At 71.9% G+C, this 18,079-nt stretch carries 19 protein-coding genes and 1 pseudogene; 8 read left to right on the top strand and 12 right to left on the bottom strand.

Annotated features, from left to right (window positions below):
* Positions 1 to 9 precede the first annotated feature (9 nt).
* The 3 genes from Aiant_RS33385 to Aiant_RS33375 are packed head-to-tail and all read left to right on the top strand — an operon-like array spanning position 10 to position 1,263.
* Entirely contained in the window at positions 10 to 387 is a 378-nt protein-coding gene (locus tag Aiant_RS33385) for a YybH family protein (RefSeq protein WP_189332926.1), read from the top strand.
* Positions 388 to 412: 25 nt separating this feature from the next.
* Positions 413 to 1,036, top strand: a complete 624-nt coding sequence (locus tag Aiant_RS33380; RefSeq protein WP_229830594.1) for an RNA polymerase sigma factor — start codon at positions 413 to 415, stop codon at positions 1,034 to 1,036.
* Entirely contained in the window at positions 1,033 to 1,263 is a 231-nt protein-coding gene (locus Aiant_RS33375; protein ID WP_189332925.1) for an anti-sigma factor family protein, read from the top strand. The genes Aiant_RS33380 and Aiant_RS33375 overlap by 4 nt, the downstream gene beginning before the upstream one ends.
* Positions 1,264 to 1,334: 71 nt before the next feature.
* Here the strand turns inward: Aiant_RS33375 and Aiant_RS33370 are convergent, their stop codons facing one another.
* The 12 genes from Aiant_RS33370 to Aiant_RS33315 form a co-directional block, all read right to left on the bottom strand.
* Entirely contained in the window at positions 1,335 to 1,790 is a 456-nt protein-coding gene (locus tag Aiant_RS33370) for a TY-Chap domain-containing protein (protein ID WP_189333136.1), read from the bottom strand.
* Positions 1,787 to 2,272, bottom strand: coding sequence for a DUF6301 family protein (locus tag Aiant_RS33365; RefSeq protein WP_189332924.1), 486 nt, complete (start codon positions 2,270 to 2,272; stop codon positions 1,787 to 1,789). Before Aiant_RS33365 ends, Aiant_RS33370 begins: the two co-directional genes overlap by 4 nt.
* 54 nt (positions 2,273 to 2,326) lie before the next feature.
* The gene (locus Aiant_RS33360) at positions 2,327 to 6,823 is read right to left on the bottom strand and encodes a WXG100-like domain-containing protein (protein WP_189332923.1); all 4,497 of its coding nucleotides are present in this window, start codon (positions 6,821 to 6,823) and stop codon (positions 2,327 to 2,329) included.
* 22 nt (positions 6,824 to 6,845) lie between these two features.
* Complete coding sequence (locus Aiant_RS33355) at positions 6,846 to 7,193, bottom strand: hypothetical protein (protein WP_189332922.1); 348 nt, start codon at positions 7,191 to 7,193, stop codon at positions 6,846 to 6,848.
* Positions 7,194 to 7,264: 71 nt separating this feature from the next.
* A complete protein-coding gene (locus Aiant_RS33350; RefSeq protein ID WP_229830593.1) occupies positions 7,265 to 8,494 on the bottom strand; it encodes an SseB family protein in 1,230 nt (409 codons plus the stop codon).
* Between the two features lie 9 nt (positions 8,495 to 8,503).
* The gene (locus tag Aiant_RS33345) at positions 8,504 to 9,526 is read right to left on the bottom strand and encodes an SMI1/KNR4 family protein (RefSeq protein WP_229830591.1); all 1,023 of its coding nucleotides are present in this window, start codon (positions 9,524 to 9,526) and stop codon (positions 8,504 to 8,506) included.
* Between the two features lie 20 nt (positions 9,527 to 9,546).
* Positions 9,547 to 9,945: a YbaB/EbfC family nucleoid-associated protein gene (locus Aiant_RS33340; RefSeq protein ID WP_189332920.1), complete on the bottom strand. Its 399-nt coding sequence runs from the start codon at positions 9,943 to 9,945 to the stop codon at positions 9,547 to 9,549.
* A gap of 240 nt (positions 9,946 to 10,185) precedes the next feature.
* A complete protein-coding gene (locus Aiant_RS33335) occupies positions 10,186 to 11,457 on the bottom strand; it encodes an MFS transporter (protein ID WP_229830589.1) in 1,272 nt (423 codons plus the stop codon).
* A 7-nt stretch (positions 11,458 to 11,464) separates the two neighbouring features.
* Positions 11,465 to 12,814, bottom strand: a complete 1,350-nt coding sequence (locus Aiant_RS33330; RefSeq protein WP_189332919.1) for an NAD(P)-binding domain-containing protein — start codon at positions 12,812 to 12,814, stop codon at positions 11,465 to 11,467.
* Between the two features lie 34 nt (positions 12,815 to 12,848).
* Positions 12,849 to 13,343: a GNAT family N-acetyltransferase gene (locus Aiant_RS33325; protein WP_229830587.1), complete on the bottom strand. Its 495-nt coding sequence runs from the start codon at positions 13,341 to 13,343 to the stop codon at positions 12,849 to 12,851.
* Positions 13,340 to 13,669 (bottom strand): ArsR/SmtB family transcription factor, encoded by a 330-nt coding sequence (locus Aiant_RS33320; protein WP_189332918.1) that lies wholly within the window; start codon positions 13,667 to 13,669, stop codon positions 13,340 to 13,342. Before Aiant_RS33320 ends, Aiant_RS33325 begins: the two co-directional genes overlap by 4 nt.
* A gap of 189 nt (positions 13,670 to 13,858) precedes the next feature.
* Entirely contained in the window at positions 13,859 to 14,068 is a 210-nt protein-coding gene (locus Aiant_RS33315) for a hypothetical protein (RefSeq protein ID WP_189332917.1), read from the bottom strand.
* A 93-nt stretch (positions 14,069 to 14,161) separates the two neighbouring features.
* On the opposite strand from Aiant_RS33315, the gene Aiant_RS33310 reads away from it, so the two are divergent.
* The 5 genes and pseudogenes from Aiant_RS33310 to Aiant_RS47095 all read left to right on the top strand — a co-directional run.
* The gene (locus Aiant_RS33310) at positions 14,162 to 14,530 is read left to right on the top strand and encodes an ArsR/SmtB family transcription factor (protein WP_189332916.1); all 369 of its coding nucleotides are present in this window, start codon (positions 14,162 to 14,164) and stop codon (positions 14,528 to 14,530) included.
* An 86-nt stretch (positions 14,531 to 14,616) separates the two neighbouring features.
* Positions 14,617 to 15,339: an aquaporin gene (locus tag Aiant_RS46070; RefSeq protein ID WP_229830584.1), complete on the top strand. Its 723-nt coding sequence runs from the start codon at positions 14,617 to 14,619 to the stop codon at positions 15,337 to 15,339.
* 39 nt (positions 15,340 to 15,378) lie between these two features.
* Entirely contained in the window at positions 15,379 to 15,789 is a 411-nt protein-coding gene (locus tag Aiant_RS46065) for an arsenate reductase ArsC (protein WP_229830583.1), read from the top strand.
* Between the two features lie 200 nt (positions 15,790 to 15,989).
* The gene (locus Aiant_RS33300; protein ID WP_189332915.1) at positions 15,990 to 17,885 is read left to right on the top strand and encodes a sensor domain-containing diguanylate cyclase; all 1,896 of its coding nucleotides are present in this window, start codon (positions 15,990 to 15,992) and stop codon (positions 17,883 to 17,885) included.
* A 103-nt stretch (positions 17,886 to 17,988) separates the two neighbouring features.
* Positions 17,989 to 18,054, top strand: a pseudogene (locus Aiant_RS47095) (type II secretion system protein); the annotation flags it as partial.
* Positions 18,055 to 18,079: the final 25 nt, after the last annotated feature.

The raw sequence follows: 18,079 nt of genomic DNA, 5'->3' as shown, positions 1-18,079 counted from the left end.
GAGACCGTCATGCCCATGCTCACCACACCCGCTGACGTCATCACCGAGTTCGCCGCCGCCCTGCACGATGGGCGCATCGACGACGCCGTCGCCCTGTACGAGCCGGACGCCGCGTTCATCGCCCAGCCCGGCGCCGCACCGGTGTACGGCCTCGAGCAGATCCGGGCGGCGCTCGCCGGGTTCGCCGCCCTGCGCCCCACCTTGACCCCGGACATCCGCAAGGTCGTCGAAGCCGGCGGAGTGGCCACCGTGCTCAACGCCTGGACCCTCGAGGGCACCGGACCCGACGGCTCGCCGCTGCATCTGCGTGGCACCAGCGCCGATGTCATGCGGCGCCGGGCGGACGGCACCTGGGGCCTGCTCATCGACGACCCCTGGGGCGCTTGACCGGAGGTCACCGTAGAGTGCAGTCGTGGTCGAACTGCCCGGTGATCCGGTCGTCGTGGCGCGGCTGCGCGCCCGGGACGAGACCATGTTCGCCGCCCTGATCGACGCCTGGTCGCCGGGCATGCTGCGCGCGGCCCGTGCGTTCGTGGCCGACGACCACACCGCCCACGACGTGGTGCAGGAAGCCTGGCTGGGCGTGCTGCGCGGCATCGACCGGTTCGAGGCGCGCTCGTCCCTGCGCACCTGGGTCTACCGGATCCTGGTGAACAAGGCCAAGACCCGGGGCGTACGGGACGCGCGCCTGGTACCGACCGGCGACGACCGCGACCCCACCGTCGACCCCGCCCGGTTCCGCGGGTCCGACGACCCGTACCCGGGACATTGGCGCAGCTCGCCACCCGCCTGGCCGTCCCCGGAAGAGGGCGCCGTCGCCGCCGAGACCCGCCGGGAGCTGGCGGCGGCGCTGGCCGGCCTGCCCGCTCGCCAGCGGGTGGTGGTCACCCTGCGCGACGTAACCGGGCACAGTAGCGACGAGGTCTGCGACCTGCTGTCGATCAGCGCGGCCAACCAGCGGGTACTGCTGCACCGCGGGCGGGCCGCGCTGCGGGCCGCCCTGGAACGGCGCTGGGCCGAGGAGGCGATGTCGTGAACTGCGACGAGTTCGTGGAGCTGGTCACCGCCTATCTCGACGGTGCCCTCGAACCGGCCGACGACCGGCGGTTCGTCGAGCACCTCGCCGAGTGCGACGGCTGCGACCGCTACCTGGAACAGATCCGCACCACCGTCGCCGCCCTGGGCCACCTGCCCGAGCAGAGCCTGCCGGCGGACACTCGCGACCGGCTGCTGGCAGCCTTCCGGGACTGGCCGGCCGGCTGAGCCCGGCCCGGCGGGCGCCGTCAGATCGAGGCGGCTACAGCCGATCGCAGGGCATGGAGCTGTCGCTCAGCTCATGCCCGCCAATCGGCGCGGAACGGGATGCCGAGCCGGGGCATCGGAACAGCATCGCCGCTGGGGCTCACGAACGACTTGTAGCACAGCGACTCCGGTGACGGGATCTCGAAGACGTCGCGCAGCGCGGCCACCGACATGTCCGCGACCCGGCGATACTCCGCCGAGCGGGCCGGCCACGCCAACGTCAGACCATGGTTGCGGCTGGGATCCCGAGCCGGCGGTGGCCAGCCGATCCGTTCCAGCGCCGCCGACTCCTCCTGCGTCAGGTTCGCGCGATCCCACTGATCCCACCCGCTCGCCACCTCGGCGAGGATCTTGTCGTGGTCCAGGAAGAACTGCACGAAGCAGGCCGTCCGCACCTGGTCACCGACCATGAGCATGGCGCCGTCGGGCAGCGACGCGACGCTGACGGCCAACCCGTCCCGGAACGTCTGCCAGTCGAGACCGGTCATTGCCACGGGCCCCGCATCAGCTCTTCGGGCGTCAACTGCAGGGCGATCCCGTCGTGCTTCGTGATCAGGCCGAACCAGGTCGCGGGCCGTTCCCACCACAGTTGCGGCTTCTCGCCCGGCATCGGCCGGGTCGGCCGCCCGAACGCTCCGGTGAGCGCGGCCGACGCGTCGGCGAAGACGTCCTGCTTGAACGTCTCGGCCTCGGGCCCGCCGCCCTCGACGCTCTCGCTGATGCTCATCAGGATCGACGTGACGCGGGCTTCGGCATCGGTACGGAAGGAGGCGCTCCTCGGGCCCAGCCCCTGTCCGGTGTCCAGGAACGCGCCCATGTCCGGCCACTCCGGGTCGAAGAAGGTCACCGTCCAGCCGAGGGCCGCCGCCGCCTCCGGCACGGGAGCGGACTGAAGCCACGGTTCGGCCGACAGCAGGGTCCGCGCCTCCCGCACCACGGCCTCCTCGTCGAGGGCTCGCCACTGCGTCACTACCAGCCTCCATCGCTCGTGCTCGGAACCACCCTAACGGCCGGTTTGCCCGGCTCAGGGCGCGTCGATGTTGCGGGGATCGAAGATGTTGCGCGGGTCGACCCCGTCGAAGGTGAACCGGTACACCTGGGCGTCCGGCACCACGCCGTTCACCGCGTGCCCCTGACTCACCAGGTAGTACTCGACCTTGATCTGGCCCGACCGGATCTGCTCGGCGGTCTGCGGGTGGGCGCGCAGGAACTCCTGGAACTTCGGGTCGAGCTGCATGACCCGTTCCAGGTACGGCCCGCTGCCCTGTTGCAGGTGTTCGCGCCCTCCGGTGCCGGCGCCGCCACCCTTGGCCTCGACGACAACCAGGGTGGGATCGCCGTGCTGATTGCGGCCCAGGCCCCAGATGTCGAGCTCGCCGGATCTCGGCTTGTCGAGGACCCCGCCGGTCAGGTCCCTTTCGGAGATGCCGAACTCCCGCATGGCGAACTCGCGTCCTGCGATCATGCCGACGCGGTTGGAGGCCATCCCACGGTCGTAGTGCGCCGTCGACCACGCCTTGGCGGACTGCTCCAGGGGCCCGAGGTGCGGGCGCAGTTCGGGATGCTCGGCGGCGATGCTCCGCAGCCGGTCCAGGGTGGCGTCCAGGTTGTTCGAGGTGAGGTCTCCTTCGGTGATGGGCGCCAAGCGCTCCGCCGGTAGCGTGGAACGCGGCCCGATCACGTCGAGCACCGAGTTGACGTCCTGTATCCGGGTCGCCCGTTCGGCGGCCGCGGTGCCCAGGTCGGCGGCGTGCCCCTCATAGGCCGTGGTCTCGTCGCCGATCTGCTTGGCATGGCCGGCATCGTGCTGGAAGTCCGCCAGCTGCTGTTTGCTGTTGACGACGTCCCAGCCTTCCGGCTTGCGGAACGGATCGTTGGCGGCGAACCCGGTCCGCCCGTCCGGACCGTGCGTCTGCAGCTGTCCGTTCTCGCCGCGGAAGGTGTTCACCGGATCGCCCTCGACGTGCAGGCGGATCTTCTGGAGGGTCTGCTGGTGGGCCTCCATCTGCAGAACCTTGCCCTCCAGCAGGTTCGGCGGCCGCACCTCGATGCCGAGGCGTTTCGCCAAGTCCTCAGGGATGGCGCGCAGATCCTCCTCGGTGAACGTCCGGGGTTCCGGCGCCGCCGGAAGGTCGCCCTTGAGCAGGCCGCTGAGCCGGCCTGCGGCGGCGTCGTTGAACTGGTGCGCGGCCGGGTTGTCGAGCAGATCGGTGACGGCCTCCCGGCCCGCGACAGCGCGTGGGCCGTCACCGCGCAGCCCGAGGTGGTCGACCAGTTCGCCGAGCCGGTCACCGGCGCCGGGCTCACCGGCCACCGACCGCTCGTGCCAGTCGAGCAGCTCGGCGATCCGGCCGTGGTCGTCCGGGCTCAGCTCCCGCGCGCCGGTGTCTTTGAGGTTCAGCATGTTCTTCTTCGGGATCGGCTCGCCGGCCGCGCGCAGCCGCTCGGTCTGCAGGATCTCGGCCACCTCGTGGCTGGTCACCGTGGAGACGTGCTCGGGCCGGGTGCCGGAGTTGGCCCGCACCTGCCAGACGTCACCGCCTCGGGGCTGCTTGGACGTGCCGACATGCTTGCGGTCCATCGACTCGGCGCCGAAGTCGACCTTGACGTCGCGGCCCTCCCCGGCGCGCAGCACGTCGGGCCCGCCGCCCTCCGGCCGGCGGAACTCGACGCCCTTGAAGACCCGGTCGAGCACCTCGGGCACGGATTCCCGCATCTCCCGGCCGACCGTCACGGTGTCCGCCGGCCGGCCGAAGCCGTGATACTCGCCGCCGATCACGTGCTCGGAGTGGATCAGCTCCGGCTCCGGAACGCTACGCCGCAGGTCCGGGAGCGCGTCGCGCAGTTTGTCGAGGTGCAGCAGGCGATCGGTCAGGCTCGGCGGGCGCGAGGTGCTCAGTTCGCCGAGACGGGCGGCGATGTCGTCGGGCGAGGACGGGCGCCGGATCTCCTGCCCGTCCCGGAAGGCGGGGTCGGTGAAGTTCTCCTCCACCAGTTGCTTGAACCGCTGCCCGGTCGCGTCGAGCTGCTCGGCCGGCCGGTCCAGGATCCGCTGCACCTGCTCCGGCGTCAGCCGCGGCGAGCCGCCCTCCCCCGGCCCGAACCGGCGTGCCAGCGCCCGCTCCGTCGCCACCTGCTCACCGGGCCGGGTCTCCGCCCAGCGACGGAGGCGCTCCGAGTAGTCCCGCCAGCGCCGCTGCTCCCCCTCCGGCGACCGGCGCCGCGGTCCGTCCTGGTTCTCCGTGCGATCCGGCGGCCGCTCACCGCGCTCGTGCGTCCGGCCGTCGGACGGCTCCCGGCCCGGACCGTTGTCACGCGCGGGCCGATCCGAGCCGCCACCGCGCGAGTCGCTGCCGGCACTGTCACCGCGGGCTTCGCCCGACGGGCCCTCCGGAGGGCGGTTGGCCGGCAGGTCGGTCCGTCCGGGTTCGCCGCCACGAGAAAATCCCATGTCCGGTACGCCAGAGCGCGCGGGCTCCCGGCCCGAAAACCCGCTTTCCGGTACGCCAGAGCGCGCGGGCTCCCGGCCCGAAAACCCGCTTTCCGGTACGCCGGACCGCGCCCCGACCGGTTCGGCTGCAGCCGGGTGGCCGGGAGCGGATTGCCCGGTCTGTTCCAGGATCCGCGGGCCGCCGGCCTCGCCGTGCTGTCCGTGCGTCGAGAAGCCCGTCTCGGCCGGCGCCCCCGCCGTGACCAGGCTTTCGGCGCGCGCCCCGGTCGTCACCGGCGGCTCCCGGCCGGCGGCGGGTGTGCTCTCCCGGGCCGGGTCACCCGCGCCGCCCGGCTCGGCGGTCCGCTCCGGGCTGCCGGTCGGGCCGCGCTCGGTGCCGTTGCGGGTCGGCTCGGCCGCCTGGTGCTGGTCGCCGCGTTCCGATCCGCTCGCCGCCTCCTGCGCGGACGACGCTCGCTCGGGCGCCCCACTCGTCTGCCCGGAATCGGCCCGCGCCGGCTCGCCCGCGCCGGACCGCTGCTCGCCCCCGGTCGACTCGGTCCGCTGATCCGCTCGGCTCGGCTCGGACCGCTGCTCCGATTGGTGGGGCTCCGATCGCTGCTCGGCTCGGGTCGGCTCGGACCGCTGATCCGCCCCGCCGGACTCGGACCGCTGCTCGGTTCCGCCCGGCTCGGACCGCTGCTCGGTTCCGCCCGGCTCAGACCGCTGCTCGGTTCCGCCCGGCTCAGACCGCTGTTCCGTCCCGCCGGCCTCAGCTCGCTGCTCGACTCGGGCCGGCTCGGACCGCTGTTCCGCCCCGCCGGCCTCGGACCGCTGGTCGGCGGCGGCCGGCTCGGACTGCCGGCCCGGCTCGGCGGCCGCGCGCTGCTCCGTGCCGCCACGGGCCTGCTGGTCCGCCGCAGGACGCTCGGAACCGACGGTCTCCGGCGACCCTTCGACACCCGTACGCTGATCAGAAGCGGACCGTGACCCGGTCTCTCCCGCAGCCCGAGGCGCCACCTCGGGCGCGCCGAGCTTGCCCGGCTCGCCCAGCGCGTTCTTCTCGCCGAGCCCGAGCCGCACGTCCGCCCGCGCGTTCCGCATCCCCTCGCGCATCCCCTTGGCGCCGAGCACACCACCGAACAGCCCGGCGGTGGCGACCCCGTCGAGCGGGTCGAAGTTGTTGCGGTCCACGTAGAGACCATGGTCCTGGGCCCACTGGGTCAGGTTCATCGCGTCGAACAGGTCGTTGCGGTACAGCCGCAGGTAGTTGTCGCCGAGCTGGCCCAGCGCCATCGCGGCGCCCTCGGTGAGCGGGTTGTGCCCGCCGATCGACAGCGGACCCCCGATGAACCCGACGACGAACGAGTCGACCACCTCACCGGCGAACTCGATCGGATCGAAATGCGACATCGGGTCGTGGCCCTCAGCGGCCTGGATCCCCATGATGCCGAGCTTGGTGCCGACGGTGAACTTGACGAACTGCAGGCCCCGCTTCAGCCCGGCCTTCATGATCGCCTTCACGGCGCCCTTGAAGCCCTGCCCGATCAGCTTCTCGACCAGCTCCTTGAGCGCCGTCTTGATCGCCTGGCGGCAGGTCGCGATCGCGATGCCCTCGCCGATGGCCGACAACCCGAACGACTCGATGATCGTCATGATCACCTCGATGGTCGCCATCGCCAGCATGATCAGGTTGACGACGTCCATCATCTTCGCGGCTTCGACACTCAGCGCCGCGCCCTGCACCATCTGCTGCATCTGCGCGTACGACTCCGCGTCCGCGTTCAGCTGCTCCAGATATTTTTGCAGCGTCTCCTGGGTCTTCTGCGCCCCGCCGTCACCCCGCCAGGTGTCGAACATCTCGCTCAGCAGGATCCGGACCTGCTCGGCGTGGTCCCGATGCACGTCGGCGGCCTGCCCGTAGGCGTCCGCCAGGTCGTACAGCTCCAGCTCGCGACCCTCGGGGATGTCGACGAGCATCTCCAGGACCGGCCCGACGATCGGCACCCACTGCTCGCACTCGCGGAAGAACTCCAGGAACTCGTCGAGAACGGTGTCGAACCAGGAGCCGAATCCGTTGCTGCCGGCCATCAGATCCGGATGTCCACCGGCGTCACACGGCGCCCGCGATGTCGGTCGCGCCGGCCTGGTCGCTGACGTCGTACTGGGTCATCGCCTGCACCACGTTGCCGCCCAGCTTGTCGAGCATGTCGCCGGCCGTGTCGAGGCGGTCCTGCAAGGCCTGCGCGAGCGTGCCGGCCTCCCCCATCGGCTTGTGGTACTGCTGCTCGAACGCCTTGCCGGCCTCGTCGCCGCCCCACGGCCGTTTCTGATCCAAGGCCTGGATGTCGGCAAGCACCCGCTGCGCCTTCTCTTTGAAGTCCTGCGCCTCGGCCTGCAGCTTGGTGCCCACCTGGGCGGCGGCCGCCGGGCCCTGCGGCAAGCTCAGGTACTCACTCATCGACGTGCCCCCTCCCCGTCACCGAACTCTCATCCTCCCCACACGACAGACCGAGCCATCCATGACAGATGTCATGAGGTCTCGCCGCGAAGCACGTCGATCAGCGAGGGCCGCCAGTAACCCACCTCGCGGTCGTAGGTGCCGACCACCAGCTCCTGGCCCGCGATCAGGCGCACCAGCTGGGCGCCGTGCGGCAGCGGCAGGTCGGTCACCGGCCGCTCGGCAGGCCCTGTGGACTCCTCGTGCCAGCGCACCAGATAGCCGTCGCCGGCGATGCCCGGCTCGGCCGGCCGCACCGGGCCGCTCACTCGGTCACCGCCGACGGTCAGCAAGCGCTCCGCCACATCCGACCCGATCACCACCTGCACCCGCCGCATCTGAGCCCCCACCACCGCCGGCGAAGCCGCGCCGGGCAACGAGGCGAGCTCCGGAGAAGCGATCTGTGCAGAGGCGGCCGCCGGTGGCGGCGCCGCGGACGGCCGGCGCGGCTGTGGGCCTGCCGTGTGGCGCAGCACCATCTCCTGCGCCCAGCGCACCAGGTCCGGCACCTGCGCACCGGTGAACACCGCCGCCATCGCCGACCCCGGGTTCACCGCGAGCCGGTACCGCGCCTCCGGCCATGCCCGGGCCAGCACCACGAACGGCACCCGGACCACGGGCGGCACCGCTTCCGGTCCCGGCCAGGCATCCCGCAACCGCCGCGGCGAGGTGAACACCGGAATCGTCGCATCCCCACCCGACCGCTGCACCAGCCACGGAAACCCGGGCCGCTCGAGATCCCGCGGCACGGCCGGCCCGGTCACCGGGAGCAGCACGTCCGACACGACCAGCAGATCGAGATAGACCTCGGCATCGCCGGCCTGCTGAGCGGCGCGCATCGCCCGCTCGCGCTCGTCGGCCGGCTCGAACGCCGGGTCCGGGACCACCTCGTCGGCCAGTTCCCGCACCTGTGCGGGCCCGAGATAAGCCCCGATCGGGGTGTGCGGGCTGACCGCCAGCCCCCAGCTCTCCTCCGGCCACACCCCGGCCAGCTCCGCGAACGTGACCCGCCGCCACCCGCCGGTGACGTACTCCGTCGCCTCGCGCAGCGCCTCCACCGACGTGTACACCAGCACATAAGTCACACCGTCGCGCTCCCGGGTGAGCAGCCGCTGCCCGCCCTCCCCGGCATCCGGGAAGCCCGGCAGATACAGGTCACAGGCCAGCAGCACGTCGGCGAAGGCGTCGGCGTCGTCCTGCGCCCACGCCCGTGCCATGCGGCGCTCCGCGTCGTTCGCCGCCGTCCACCCTGTCGAGCTCACGCCGACAAACTAACTCAGCAGCGCATCAATCGAGACACGACGATTGCCCAGGTCGGGCTGCCCGGCCGTACGCAGCCTGGCCGGCAGGGCCGCCCCGGCCAGTTCGACGTGCACCGGGCGGACCAGGCCGTCGGCGACCAGGTCCTCGGTCACCTCCAGCAGCAGCGCGGCCGGGCGGCGCAGCGCGGCCCGGAACCCGTCCCAGTCGTCGGCGCAGCGCTGCAGCAGCCGCGCGCAGATCTGTTCCGGCCCGAGCCGCTCGTCGTCGCGCGGATCGTCGTCGTCGAGGAACCACACGCTGCCGAGGTCCGGACCGGCGACGCGCACCGCCAGCAGGCCGCCCTGGACGAACCCGACCGGCAGGAACTCGGGCGTGAACCGGTCGGCAAGCCACTGCGGGGCGTAGCCCAGATCCTGGCACGGGTCGTCGCGGCCGAGGCCGAACATCGGCTGATCGGCGACCAGCCCCACGCCGGCGAGCACGCCCGGTTCAGCCGGTCCGGCGCCGTTGCCGTCGAGCAGGAAACGGCGGAACGCGACCGGCAGGGCGTACCCCAAAAGGGTCTCGACCTCGGCCAACAGCGGCGCAGGAACCGGATCCCCGTCCATCCATCGCACCGGGAGCGAACCTGTCGGCAGGCCGCGGCCCGAACGGCTCGGCGGCAGCGTGCGGGTGCCGCCACCGTGCCGGAAGGCGGCGTGCAGCTCGATCGGCACCAGCGCGATCCGCCGGACCGCGCTGTCACCGGCAACCGGCAGCCGTGCCCAGCACCAGCCGGGTGGCGTCGGCGTCGCGCCCGGCAGCGTGGCCTCCGGTGCCGGCCACAGCGGGTCAACGCCGCGCATCACCCGGTTGGCCGCCAGCACGTCGAAGACCCGCTGCTCGCCGGCGGTCAGCTCGGCGATCGGCGGTGGCAGCTCGACCAGCGTCCGGGCATAGAGCACCCAGTCGGGGAAGCCGTGCGGGCCGATCAGGACACCCTGCCGGTACCGCACGCGCAGGCCGGCCGGTCCGGGATGCAGCACGCTCATCGCGTGGTGCGCCCCGGGCATCATTCGAGGGCCCGTTTCAGGTCGCCGTCGTGATGACGCAACAGCGTGCGTACGTCGAACGGCCGCTCTGTGCCGGGCGGAAGGATGTCGTCGACCTTGGGCAGTTTCGCGTCCACGATCTCGGCGGTCTTCTCGACGGCCTTCTCCACCGCGGCCCGCGTCGTCGCCATGATCGTGGCAGCCAGCGCCCCCGCGTTCGGCTGGCGGTAGATCCGCGGATCGATCCGCAGGTCGATCAGCTGCCCGCGCGGGCCGACCACCACCGTGATCAGGCCGTCCGGGGAGGTAGCGGTACCGGTCACGGCCAGCACCTCACGCTGGGTCTGCGCCGCGTCGCCGACTGTCTGCTTCAGCTCACGGATGACACTCAGCAGCGCGGACGGATCCATCCTGCTCATCCGGCCGGTCCCTTCCCCTTGCACCTGCCCCACAGCGGCGTCAACCGAGCGTAACCGATCGACGCCGGGCCTATATGGAGCGTCGGACAGCTGACGATTATCGAGCGAAGGGTCGCCGACATAGAGCCTCCAACGTCACCCGGCACGCCGGCCGGGAAATAGCGGCCAGGATCAATCAGGTGACCTCCTTGGGGTGCGAGGCCCGTGGATGGCGTTCATGCTCCCGGCAATCCCTCGTGATCAGCCCGGTTGGGCCGCACTGGCGGGGGTGGTATCGAAGTGCGTCGGTGGCGCGGTGGTCGCGTGGGTGAGAATGCCGGCGGCGGCAACCGCTGAGGCGGCGCCGATGGCGAGCAGGACAACCCGGTAGCTGCCGGAGGCGGTGAGGAGTCCGGCGGCGGCCAGGGGTGCGCCGGCTTTGGCGAGGGTGACGAGTGCGGCGAGGGTGCCGGCGATGCTGGCGTAGGCGGTGGTGCCGTAGCGGTCGGCGAGCAGGTGCGGGGTGGCGAGGCTGGCGATGCCGAAGCCGAGCCCGAAGGCGGTCACTCCGAGGACCGCCCCGTACCGGGTTGCGGCGATGGCGGGCAGGCTGAACGCGGCGGCGGCTTGCAGCGCGAACACCGCGGCGACGATCCGGTGCAGGCGTAGCCGGCGGCCGGTGGCGGTGAGCAGCAGCCGGCCGGTGACGGACAGGACGCCGAGCAGCCCGGCGATGGTGGCGGCGAAGGTGGCCGGGTGCCCACGGCTGGTCAGGAAGCCGACCAGGTGCACGGTCATGGTGCTCATCGCGGCGGCGTGGGCGACGAATGCGGCGGCCAGCCACCAGAACCGGCTGTCGCCGCGCGCGGCTCGGAGCAGAATGCGGCGTTGCGCCGGGTCGGCTCGGTGCGTTGCGCGAGTGACGTGCGGTGGGCGTCGCACCACCAGCGCGTGCGCGGGGACGGCGGTGGCCGCGTACCCGGCCGCGAGGATGAGCAGGGTGGTGCGCCAGCCGTGGCGGTCGTCGAGCCAGCCGGTCAGCGGCATGAAGATGGTGCTGGCGAAGCCGGCGACGACGATCATGCCGAGGATCGCCCGGGGGCGGCGGGCGGTGTCGAACCAGGAGACGAGCACGGCGGTGGCCGGTTCGTAGAGGGCCATCGCCATCGCGACGCCGAGCCCGGCGAAGATCGGGTACAGCTGCCAGACCGCTTGGACCCGGGACCAGGCGACCAGCGTGCCGGCGCCCAGGATGCTGCCGGCGGTCATCAGGGCGCGGCCGCCGTGCCGGTCGAGCCAGCGCCCGACCGGCATCGCCATACCCGCCTGGACGAGGATCGCCGTGGTGAGCGCCCCGGTCACCGCGGCCGGGCCGGTGTGCAGGTCGGCGGCGATCGGGTGCAGCAGGACCGCGAACGCGTAGTAGAGGCTGCCGTACCCGATGGTCTGGGTCATGGCGAAGGTGGCGACGAGCCACCAGCCGCTGAACACCCGCCGGCCGCCATCGGCGGCCGGCGGGTCGGTGGTGTCCACTGTTGTTTCAGCAGCAGGGGCCGGCTTGTCCGTCGGCGGGCCGGTCGCCGAGGGCGATCAACTGCACGGGCGCGGCCGGGGCGGATCCGCAGCAGCCGCCTTCTGCGGCGATGATGTCGTCACCTTCGACCGGGTTGCTGTTGCAGACGCCGGTCTCGGGCAGGTCGAGTTGCACGTCGCGAGCCGCGTCCCAGTCGCCGGCGAGGGCGGCGGCCACGGAGCGGGCCTGTTCGTATCCGGTGGCGAGCAGGAACGTCGGCGCCCGTCCGTAGGACTTGACGCCGATGGCGTAGTAGCCCGGCTCGGGGTGGGTGAGTTCGTCGACGCCGTGCGGCGGGACGGTGCCGCAGGAGTGTTCGTTCGGGTCGATCAGCGGGGCGAGCGCGCGGGTCGAGCCGAGGATCGGGTCGAGGTCCAGGCGTAGTTCGCCGGTGATCGTGTGGTCCGGGCGGAACCCGGTGGCCGACACGATGCGGTCCACGGTGATCGACCGGTCGCCGTCGGCGAGCGTGACGGTGTTCGCGTCGGTGGTGAGCCGGTCGATGGAGAAGCCGGTGAGCAGGGTGATGGTGCCGTTGTCGACGTGTTCGCGCAGGCGGGAGCCGAGGGCGCCGCGGGCGGGCAGGGCGTCGGCGGCCGCACCGCCGTAGGTGCGGGCCGGGCTGGTGGGCCGGATCGCCCAGCTGACCGTGGTGCCGGGGTGCTGGCCGGCGAGTTCGGCGAGGGCCAGCAGGGTGGTGGCGGCGGAGTGGCCGGCGCCGACGACCAGGGTGTGCTTGCCGGCGAATCGTTCCCGGTCGCGGCCGAGCACGTCCGGCAGCGCGGACTCGATGAAGCCGGCGGCAGCGGTTTCGCCGTGGGCGGGGATGCCGGAGGCGCCGAGCACGTTCGGGGTGCCCCAGGTGCCGGAGGCGTCGATGACGGCCTGGGCCAGGATGTCGTCGCCGTCGGTGAGGCGGATCAGGTAGGGAGTGTTGTCCCGGCCGAGGCTGCGGACCCGGTCGAGGCCGAGACGGGTGACCGCGGCGACCCGTGCCCGGTAGCGGACGTGCGGCTTGAGCTCGGGCAGGTCGGCGAGGGGTTGCAGGTAGTCGGCGGCGAGCTGGGCGCCGGTGGGCAGGATGTCGTCGTCGGGGCGCACCCAGCCGGCGTGCTCGAGCAGCCGGGCGGCGGCCGGGTCGATGGTGAACCGCCACGGCGAGAACAGCCGCACGTGTCCCCAGGCCCGGACGGCGGTGGCCGGGTGGTCGCCGGATTCCAGGACGAGGAACGGCAGGCCGCGCTCGGCGAGGTGGGCCGCGGCGGCGAGACCGACGGGGCCGGCGCCGATGACGACGACGGGAAGGTCGCTGGTCACAGTGGAACTCCTTGTAGGACAGCGGTGGGAAAGGTCAGAGGTGCGGGCTGCGGCGTTCGATGAAGACGACGTCGCGCCACCGGTTGCCGTGGGCGGCGTGCCGGCCGATGCGTTCCCGGACGCCGACGACGCGGAACCCGCACGTTGCGTGCAGGGCGAGGCTGGCGGTGTTCTCGGGGAACACCCCGGATTGGATCGTCCAGATCCCGGCTGCCTCGGTCGAGGCGATCACCTGGTGGAGCAGAGCTCGGCCGACACCACGGCCTCGCGCCGCCGGGTCGACGTAGACGGAGTGTTCGACGACGCCGGCGTAGACGGCTCGGGCGGAGACCGGTGCGACCGCGACCCAGCCGAGCACCGTGTCCGTGTCGTCCACGGCGACGAACCGATGATCGGGCAGCTTCGCCGCCGTGAAGGTCTCCCACGTGGGCGCGGCCGGTTCGAAGCTGGCATGGCCGGTGTCGATGCCGGCCTGGAAGATCGCCAGGACGGCCTGGGCGTCACCGGCGCGCATCGGCCGGACGGTCATGAGCAACCTCCGGTCGGCTGCGGTGCGGGTCTGCCCATCACGACGTCGGCGGCGGACGGGAAACAGGCGATGCAGCGGGTGTTGATCCGGTAGTGGCGGGCGTTGCCGACCGGTTCCACCAGCACGAACCGCACCTCGGTCAGGATCTTGAGGTGCTGGGAGACGGTCGACTGGGCCAGGCCCACGGCCGCGACGATCTCGCCGACCGGCATCGGGCGGGCCTGGCGAGCCAGGTACTCCACGATCTGGACCCGCGACGGGTCGGCCAGGGCGCGGAACCAGGAGGCGTACTCCTCGGCGATCTGCCGGTCGAGCAGTTCGGTCATGCGCCACCACACCCATCATCGTTCATCGCCGATCAACGATGAAAGCTTAGCGGGTGTCATGACGGCGAGCCATGCGGTCGTCACGACCGGGCGGGTCAGGGCGGTCGTCGTGGCTTGAACGCGGTCGCCGGCATCGGTGAGCCGGCGGGCGTTCACGGGAAACCCGCGCGAGCGAACCGGCGAGGGCACTCATCCGCAGCAGCCCTGGCCGGAAGCGACCGCGTCCTGCTTGGCCGCCGCCCCGCAGCAGGAACCCTCCTGCCGCGCCTCGGCGGCGGTGCCGCAACACGGGGACCCGGCCTCGGCGGCCGCCTCGGGCAGCGCGAGGCCCGGCTGGGGCGGGTTGCCGCAACAACCGCCGGGAGCCGGGGTCGTGGCGGTGGTCGTGTGCTCGCTCATCGGCATACTCCATCCAGTTTTGACATCCGTCGAATTCGACGTTGTTCGAAACGAAGAGTTGCACGCGGTTTCGATAGATGTCAACCTAGACGCATGTCAAAATCAGGCGAGGCGCTCAGGCTCACCGACGTCACCACGGACACGCCGTGCTGCCCGCCGCTGGCGACCAGCCGGATCCCCGCGCCGACCGCGGCCGCGCTGGCGCCGGCGTTCAAGGCGCTCGGCGACCCGATCCGGCTGCAACTGATGTCGATGATCGCGTCCGCGCCCGGCGGCGAGGCCTGCGTGTGTGACCTGACGCCCGCCTTCGAGGTGTCCGGCCCGACCATCTCCCACCACCTCAAAACCCTGCGCGAGGCGGGCCTGGTCGACGCCGAACGCCGGGGCTCCTGGGTGTACTACCGGGCGCGACCCGGCCTCATGCGGCAGCTGGCCACGCTGCTCACCACCGACGCCGACTGACGCGGCCCGCTCCCCGCTCGCCGCCATCCTGTGGCGTGACCGGATCGTCATCGACCTGATTCACCGAACCGGAGCCTTCCCCACCCATGCACCAGATCACCCTGTGGCGGCGGCTGCTCGCCGAGTTCCTCGGCACCGCGCTGCTGGTCACCGCCGTCGTCGGCTCCGGCATCATGGCCTCGAGGCTGTCGCCGGACAACGCCGGGCTGCAACTGCTGGAGAACTCGGTCGCGACCGCGTTCGCCCTCGGCGCGCTGATCCTCACCTTCGGCCCGATCTCCGGCGCCCACTTCAACCCGGTCGTCTCCGCCGCCGACTGGTTCCTCGGCCGCCGCACCGCCGCCGGCCTGACGATCAAAGACCTTTTCGGGTACGCCATAGCGCAAACCCTGGGAGCCATCGCCGGGTCGATCCTGGCGAACCTGATGTTCGACCTCGCCCCCGTCACGATGTCGACGAAGGACCGCGCCGCCGGCAACCTGTGGCTCGGCGAAATCGTCGCCACCGCCGGCCTGCTCCTGCTGATCTTCGCGCTCGGCCGCTCCGGCAGAGCCGCCGTCGCACCGGCCGCGGTCGGCGCCTACATCGGTGCCGCGTACTGGTTCACCAGCAGCACCAGCTTCGCCAACCCGGCCGTCACCGTCGGCCGCGCCTTCACCGACACCTTCGCCGGCATCGCTCCCAGCTCGGTTCCCGGCTTCGTCATCGCCCAGATTGCCGGCCTGATCATCGGCATCATCCTGCTGCTCGCCCTCTACCCCGCGGTCGGGCAAACCGCGGACGACATCGTGGTCGAACACTCCGCCTGACCGGCACGAACCCATCACCCCTCAAGGAAGACCACGCTCATGAACGACACCAAGCCCACCGTCCTGTTCGTCTGCGTCCACAACGCCGGCCGCTCCCAGATGGCCGCCGGCTGGCTGCGCCACCTCGCCGGCGACGCCGTCGAGGTCCGCTCCGCCGGCTCCGCCCCCGCCGAGACGATCAACCCGGCGGCGGCCGAGGCGATGAAAGAGGTCGGCATCGACATCACCGACCAGACCCCGACCCGACTCACCTGGGACGCCGCCCAGGAATCCGACGTCATCATCACCATGGGCTGCGGCGACGCCTGCCCCGTCTTCCCCGGCAAGCGCTACGAGGACTGGAAACTCGAAGACCCGGCCGGCAAGGGCGTCGACGCCGTCCGCCCGATCCGCGACGAGATCAAGACCCGCATCGAGGCCCTGCTCACCGACCTACTTCCGGCTAGCTGACTCGGCGCGAATTCTTCGCGCCGCAGCCCCACGACTGCCGCACCGTCGCCCAGTCAGCCGGCGTGTCGTTCGGCGCCGGTGATCTCAGCAGCTGGTGCAGCGTTTCCCAAGCGGGCATCGAGACATCATCTCCCTTCCGTGCCGAACTGGTCAGACCATGCCCGCACTGTCCGACGCGATCCGCTCAACTGGACGCCGGGATGGCCGATGAGCGTCTGCGGCGGCTGCCTACCCGGGGGTCGGGAGCGGAGACGGTATACGTGCGGCGCTGGTGGCGCGATCCGGTCGTTGTCTGTCTGAGCCTGTGGGGCCTGGCGACGACGTGCTGGTTCCTGCTGGGCGGCGCCGGCGACCGTACGCAAGTGCTCGTCACCTGGTTGTCGCTGCCACCGCTCGACCTCGCGATCGTCCTGCTGTCGCGCCGCGTGGCGCGAGGCACGGACGGCGCCCCCCGCCGCTTCTGGCGGGCGATGGCCGTCGGCGGCGGCATCTGGGCGGCGGGCGACCTCAGCCAGGCCCTCATCAGCCTGGTCGGCGGCCCGGCGCGAACCTTGGGCGCCGCGCCCACCCAGGCCGGAGCCGCACTCGTGGGCGCGCTGCTCATCGTGGTGGTGACCCTGACCTATCCGATCGGAACCAGGTCGAGGGCCGTCCGGCTGCGCTTCTACCTGGACGCGGCGACCGTGCTGAGCGCCGCTACCGTGCTGTTCTCCGCCCTGCTGATCGGGTCAGGCATCGCCACCGCCGATTTCTCCGCGTTCGCCACCGCCATGTCCGGCTTCATCGTGCTCATGGTGGGCGTCTTCGTCACCCTGCGGCTGGGCCTGTCGGGCAGCAGCCCGGTCCAGGGCGCGGCCGCAGCCGCCATCATCGCCGGCGCGGCGATCCAAGGCGCCGCCAACATGATCATCCCGTTCGGCGTCCAGGGAACGATGCTGACCGTGCAGGGTCTCACGCTGGTGCTGCCGTGCGTTCTCGCGGCGCTGGCGGCGCGACTCCAGGAGCGCAGGCAGGCGCGCGGGCCACGCCCGGCGGCGCCGTCGCGCTCGCGACGCCGGTTCAGCATTCTTCCGTACGCCGCGACCGCCCTCGTCTTCGCTGTGCTGGTCGTCTCGCTGCTGAGCGGGACCAGCCCGCAGGCATGGGGCGCGGTGGCCGGCCTGCTCGTGAACTTCGCGCTGGTCGTGGTGCGGCAAACACTCGCGCTCGGCGAGAACGCCCGGTTGCTGGACCGCCTCGACGACACCGTCGAGCAGCTCGGGCAGCAGCACAACCGGCTCGAGGCGCTGCTGCGGCACTCCTCGGACATCACCTCGATCTGCGACGCCGACGGCAGGATCACCTATGTGACACCCGTGGTCGCCCGGGTTCTGGGCTACCCGCCCGAGGACCTCCTGGGAATCCGGCTCATCACCCTCATCCACGACGATGACCAGGTGCAGGTCAGCAGCCGCAAGGACACCCTGTTCGGCGCGCCCGGCGCGCAGATCAGCTACCGGGCCCGGTTCCGGCACGCCGACGGCTCGTACCGGTGGATCGAGGTCGTAGCCGTCAACCAGTTCCATGAGAACGGCATCCGGGGCGTGGTCAGCAACGCGCGCGACATCACCGAGGAACAGGCGGCCCACGAGCAGCTGCGGCACCAGGCCACCCACGACGCGCTCACCGGGCTCCCCAATCGGCGGCTGCTCGCCGAGCGGATGCGTGAGCTGCGCCCCTCCGAGGCCGCCGTGCTGCTCGTCGACCTGGACGGGTTCAAGCCCATCAACGACACGTACGGCCATGCGGCCGGCGACGCCGTGCTGCGGCACGTGGCGGACGCGCTCCGCCGCTGCGCCGGACCCGACGCCCTGCCCGCCCGCCTCGGCGGCGACGAGTTCGCGGTCCTGCTCCCCGGCGCCGGCCTCGAGGCGGCCGAGCGGGCCGCGGGCCGGCTGCAGGACCTGCTCGCGCAGCCCGCGCAGGTGGACGGCCGGGCGATCCACGCCCGGGCGAGCATCGGGTGCGCCGCCGGCCCGACCGCCGACCCGGAGGCGCTGCTGCATCTCGCCGACGCCCGGATGTACGAGCGCAAGCGCCTCACCCGGATCTCCTGACCCCACCCGCCGTGGCGAAACGGCAAAGACGCGGTGCTCTTCATGTGAAACCGAACGGGAACTAAAGCTAATACCGACGCGCACCCGGCCGACGTACGCGGCTGTGTCTGATCCGCGGGTAGTACGCAGGGATTCCGGCTTCACCCTGATCGAGGTCTTGGTCTCGCTGGGGGTGATCAGCACGCTTGCCGCAG

The sequence above is a fragment of the Actinoplanes ianthinogenes genome, from assembly GCF_018324205.1.
GTDB classification, from domain to species: domain Bacteria; phylum Actinomycetota; class Actinomycetes; order Mycobacteriales; family Micromonosporaceae; genus Actinoplanes; species Actinoplanes ianthinogenes.
This window is presented reverse-complemented; position numbering and strand designations above follow the sequence as displayed.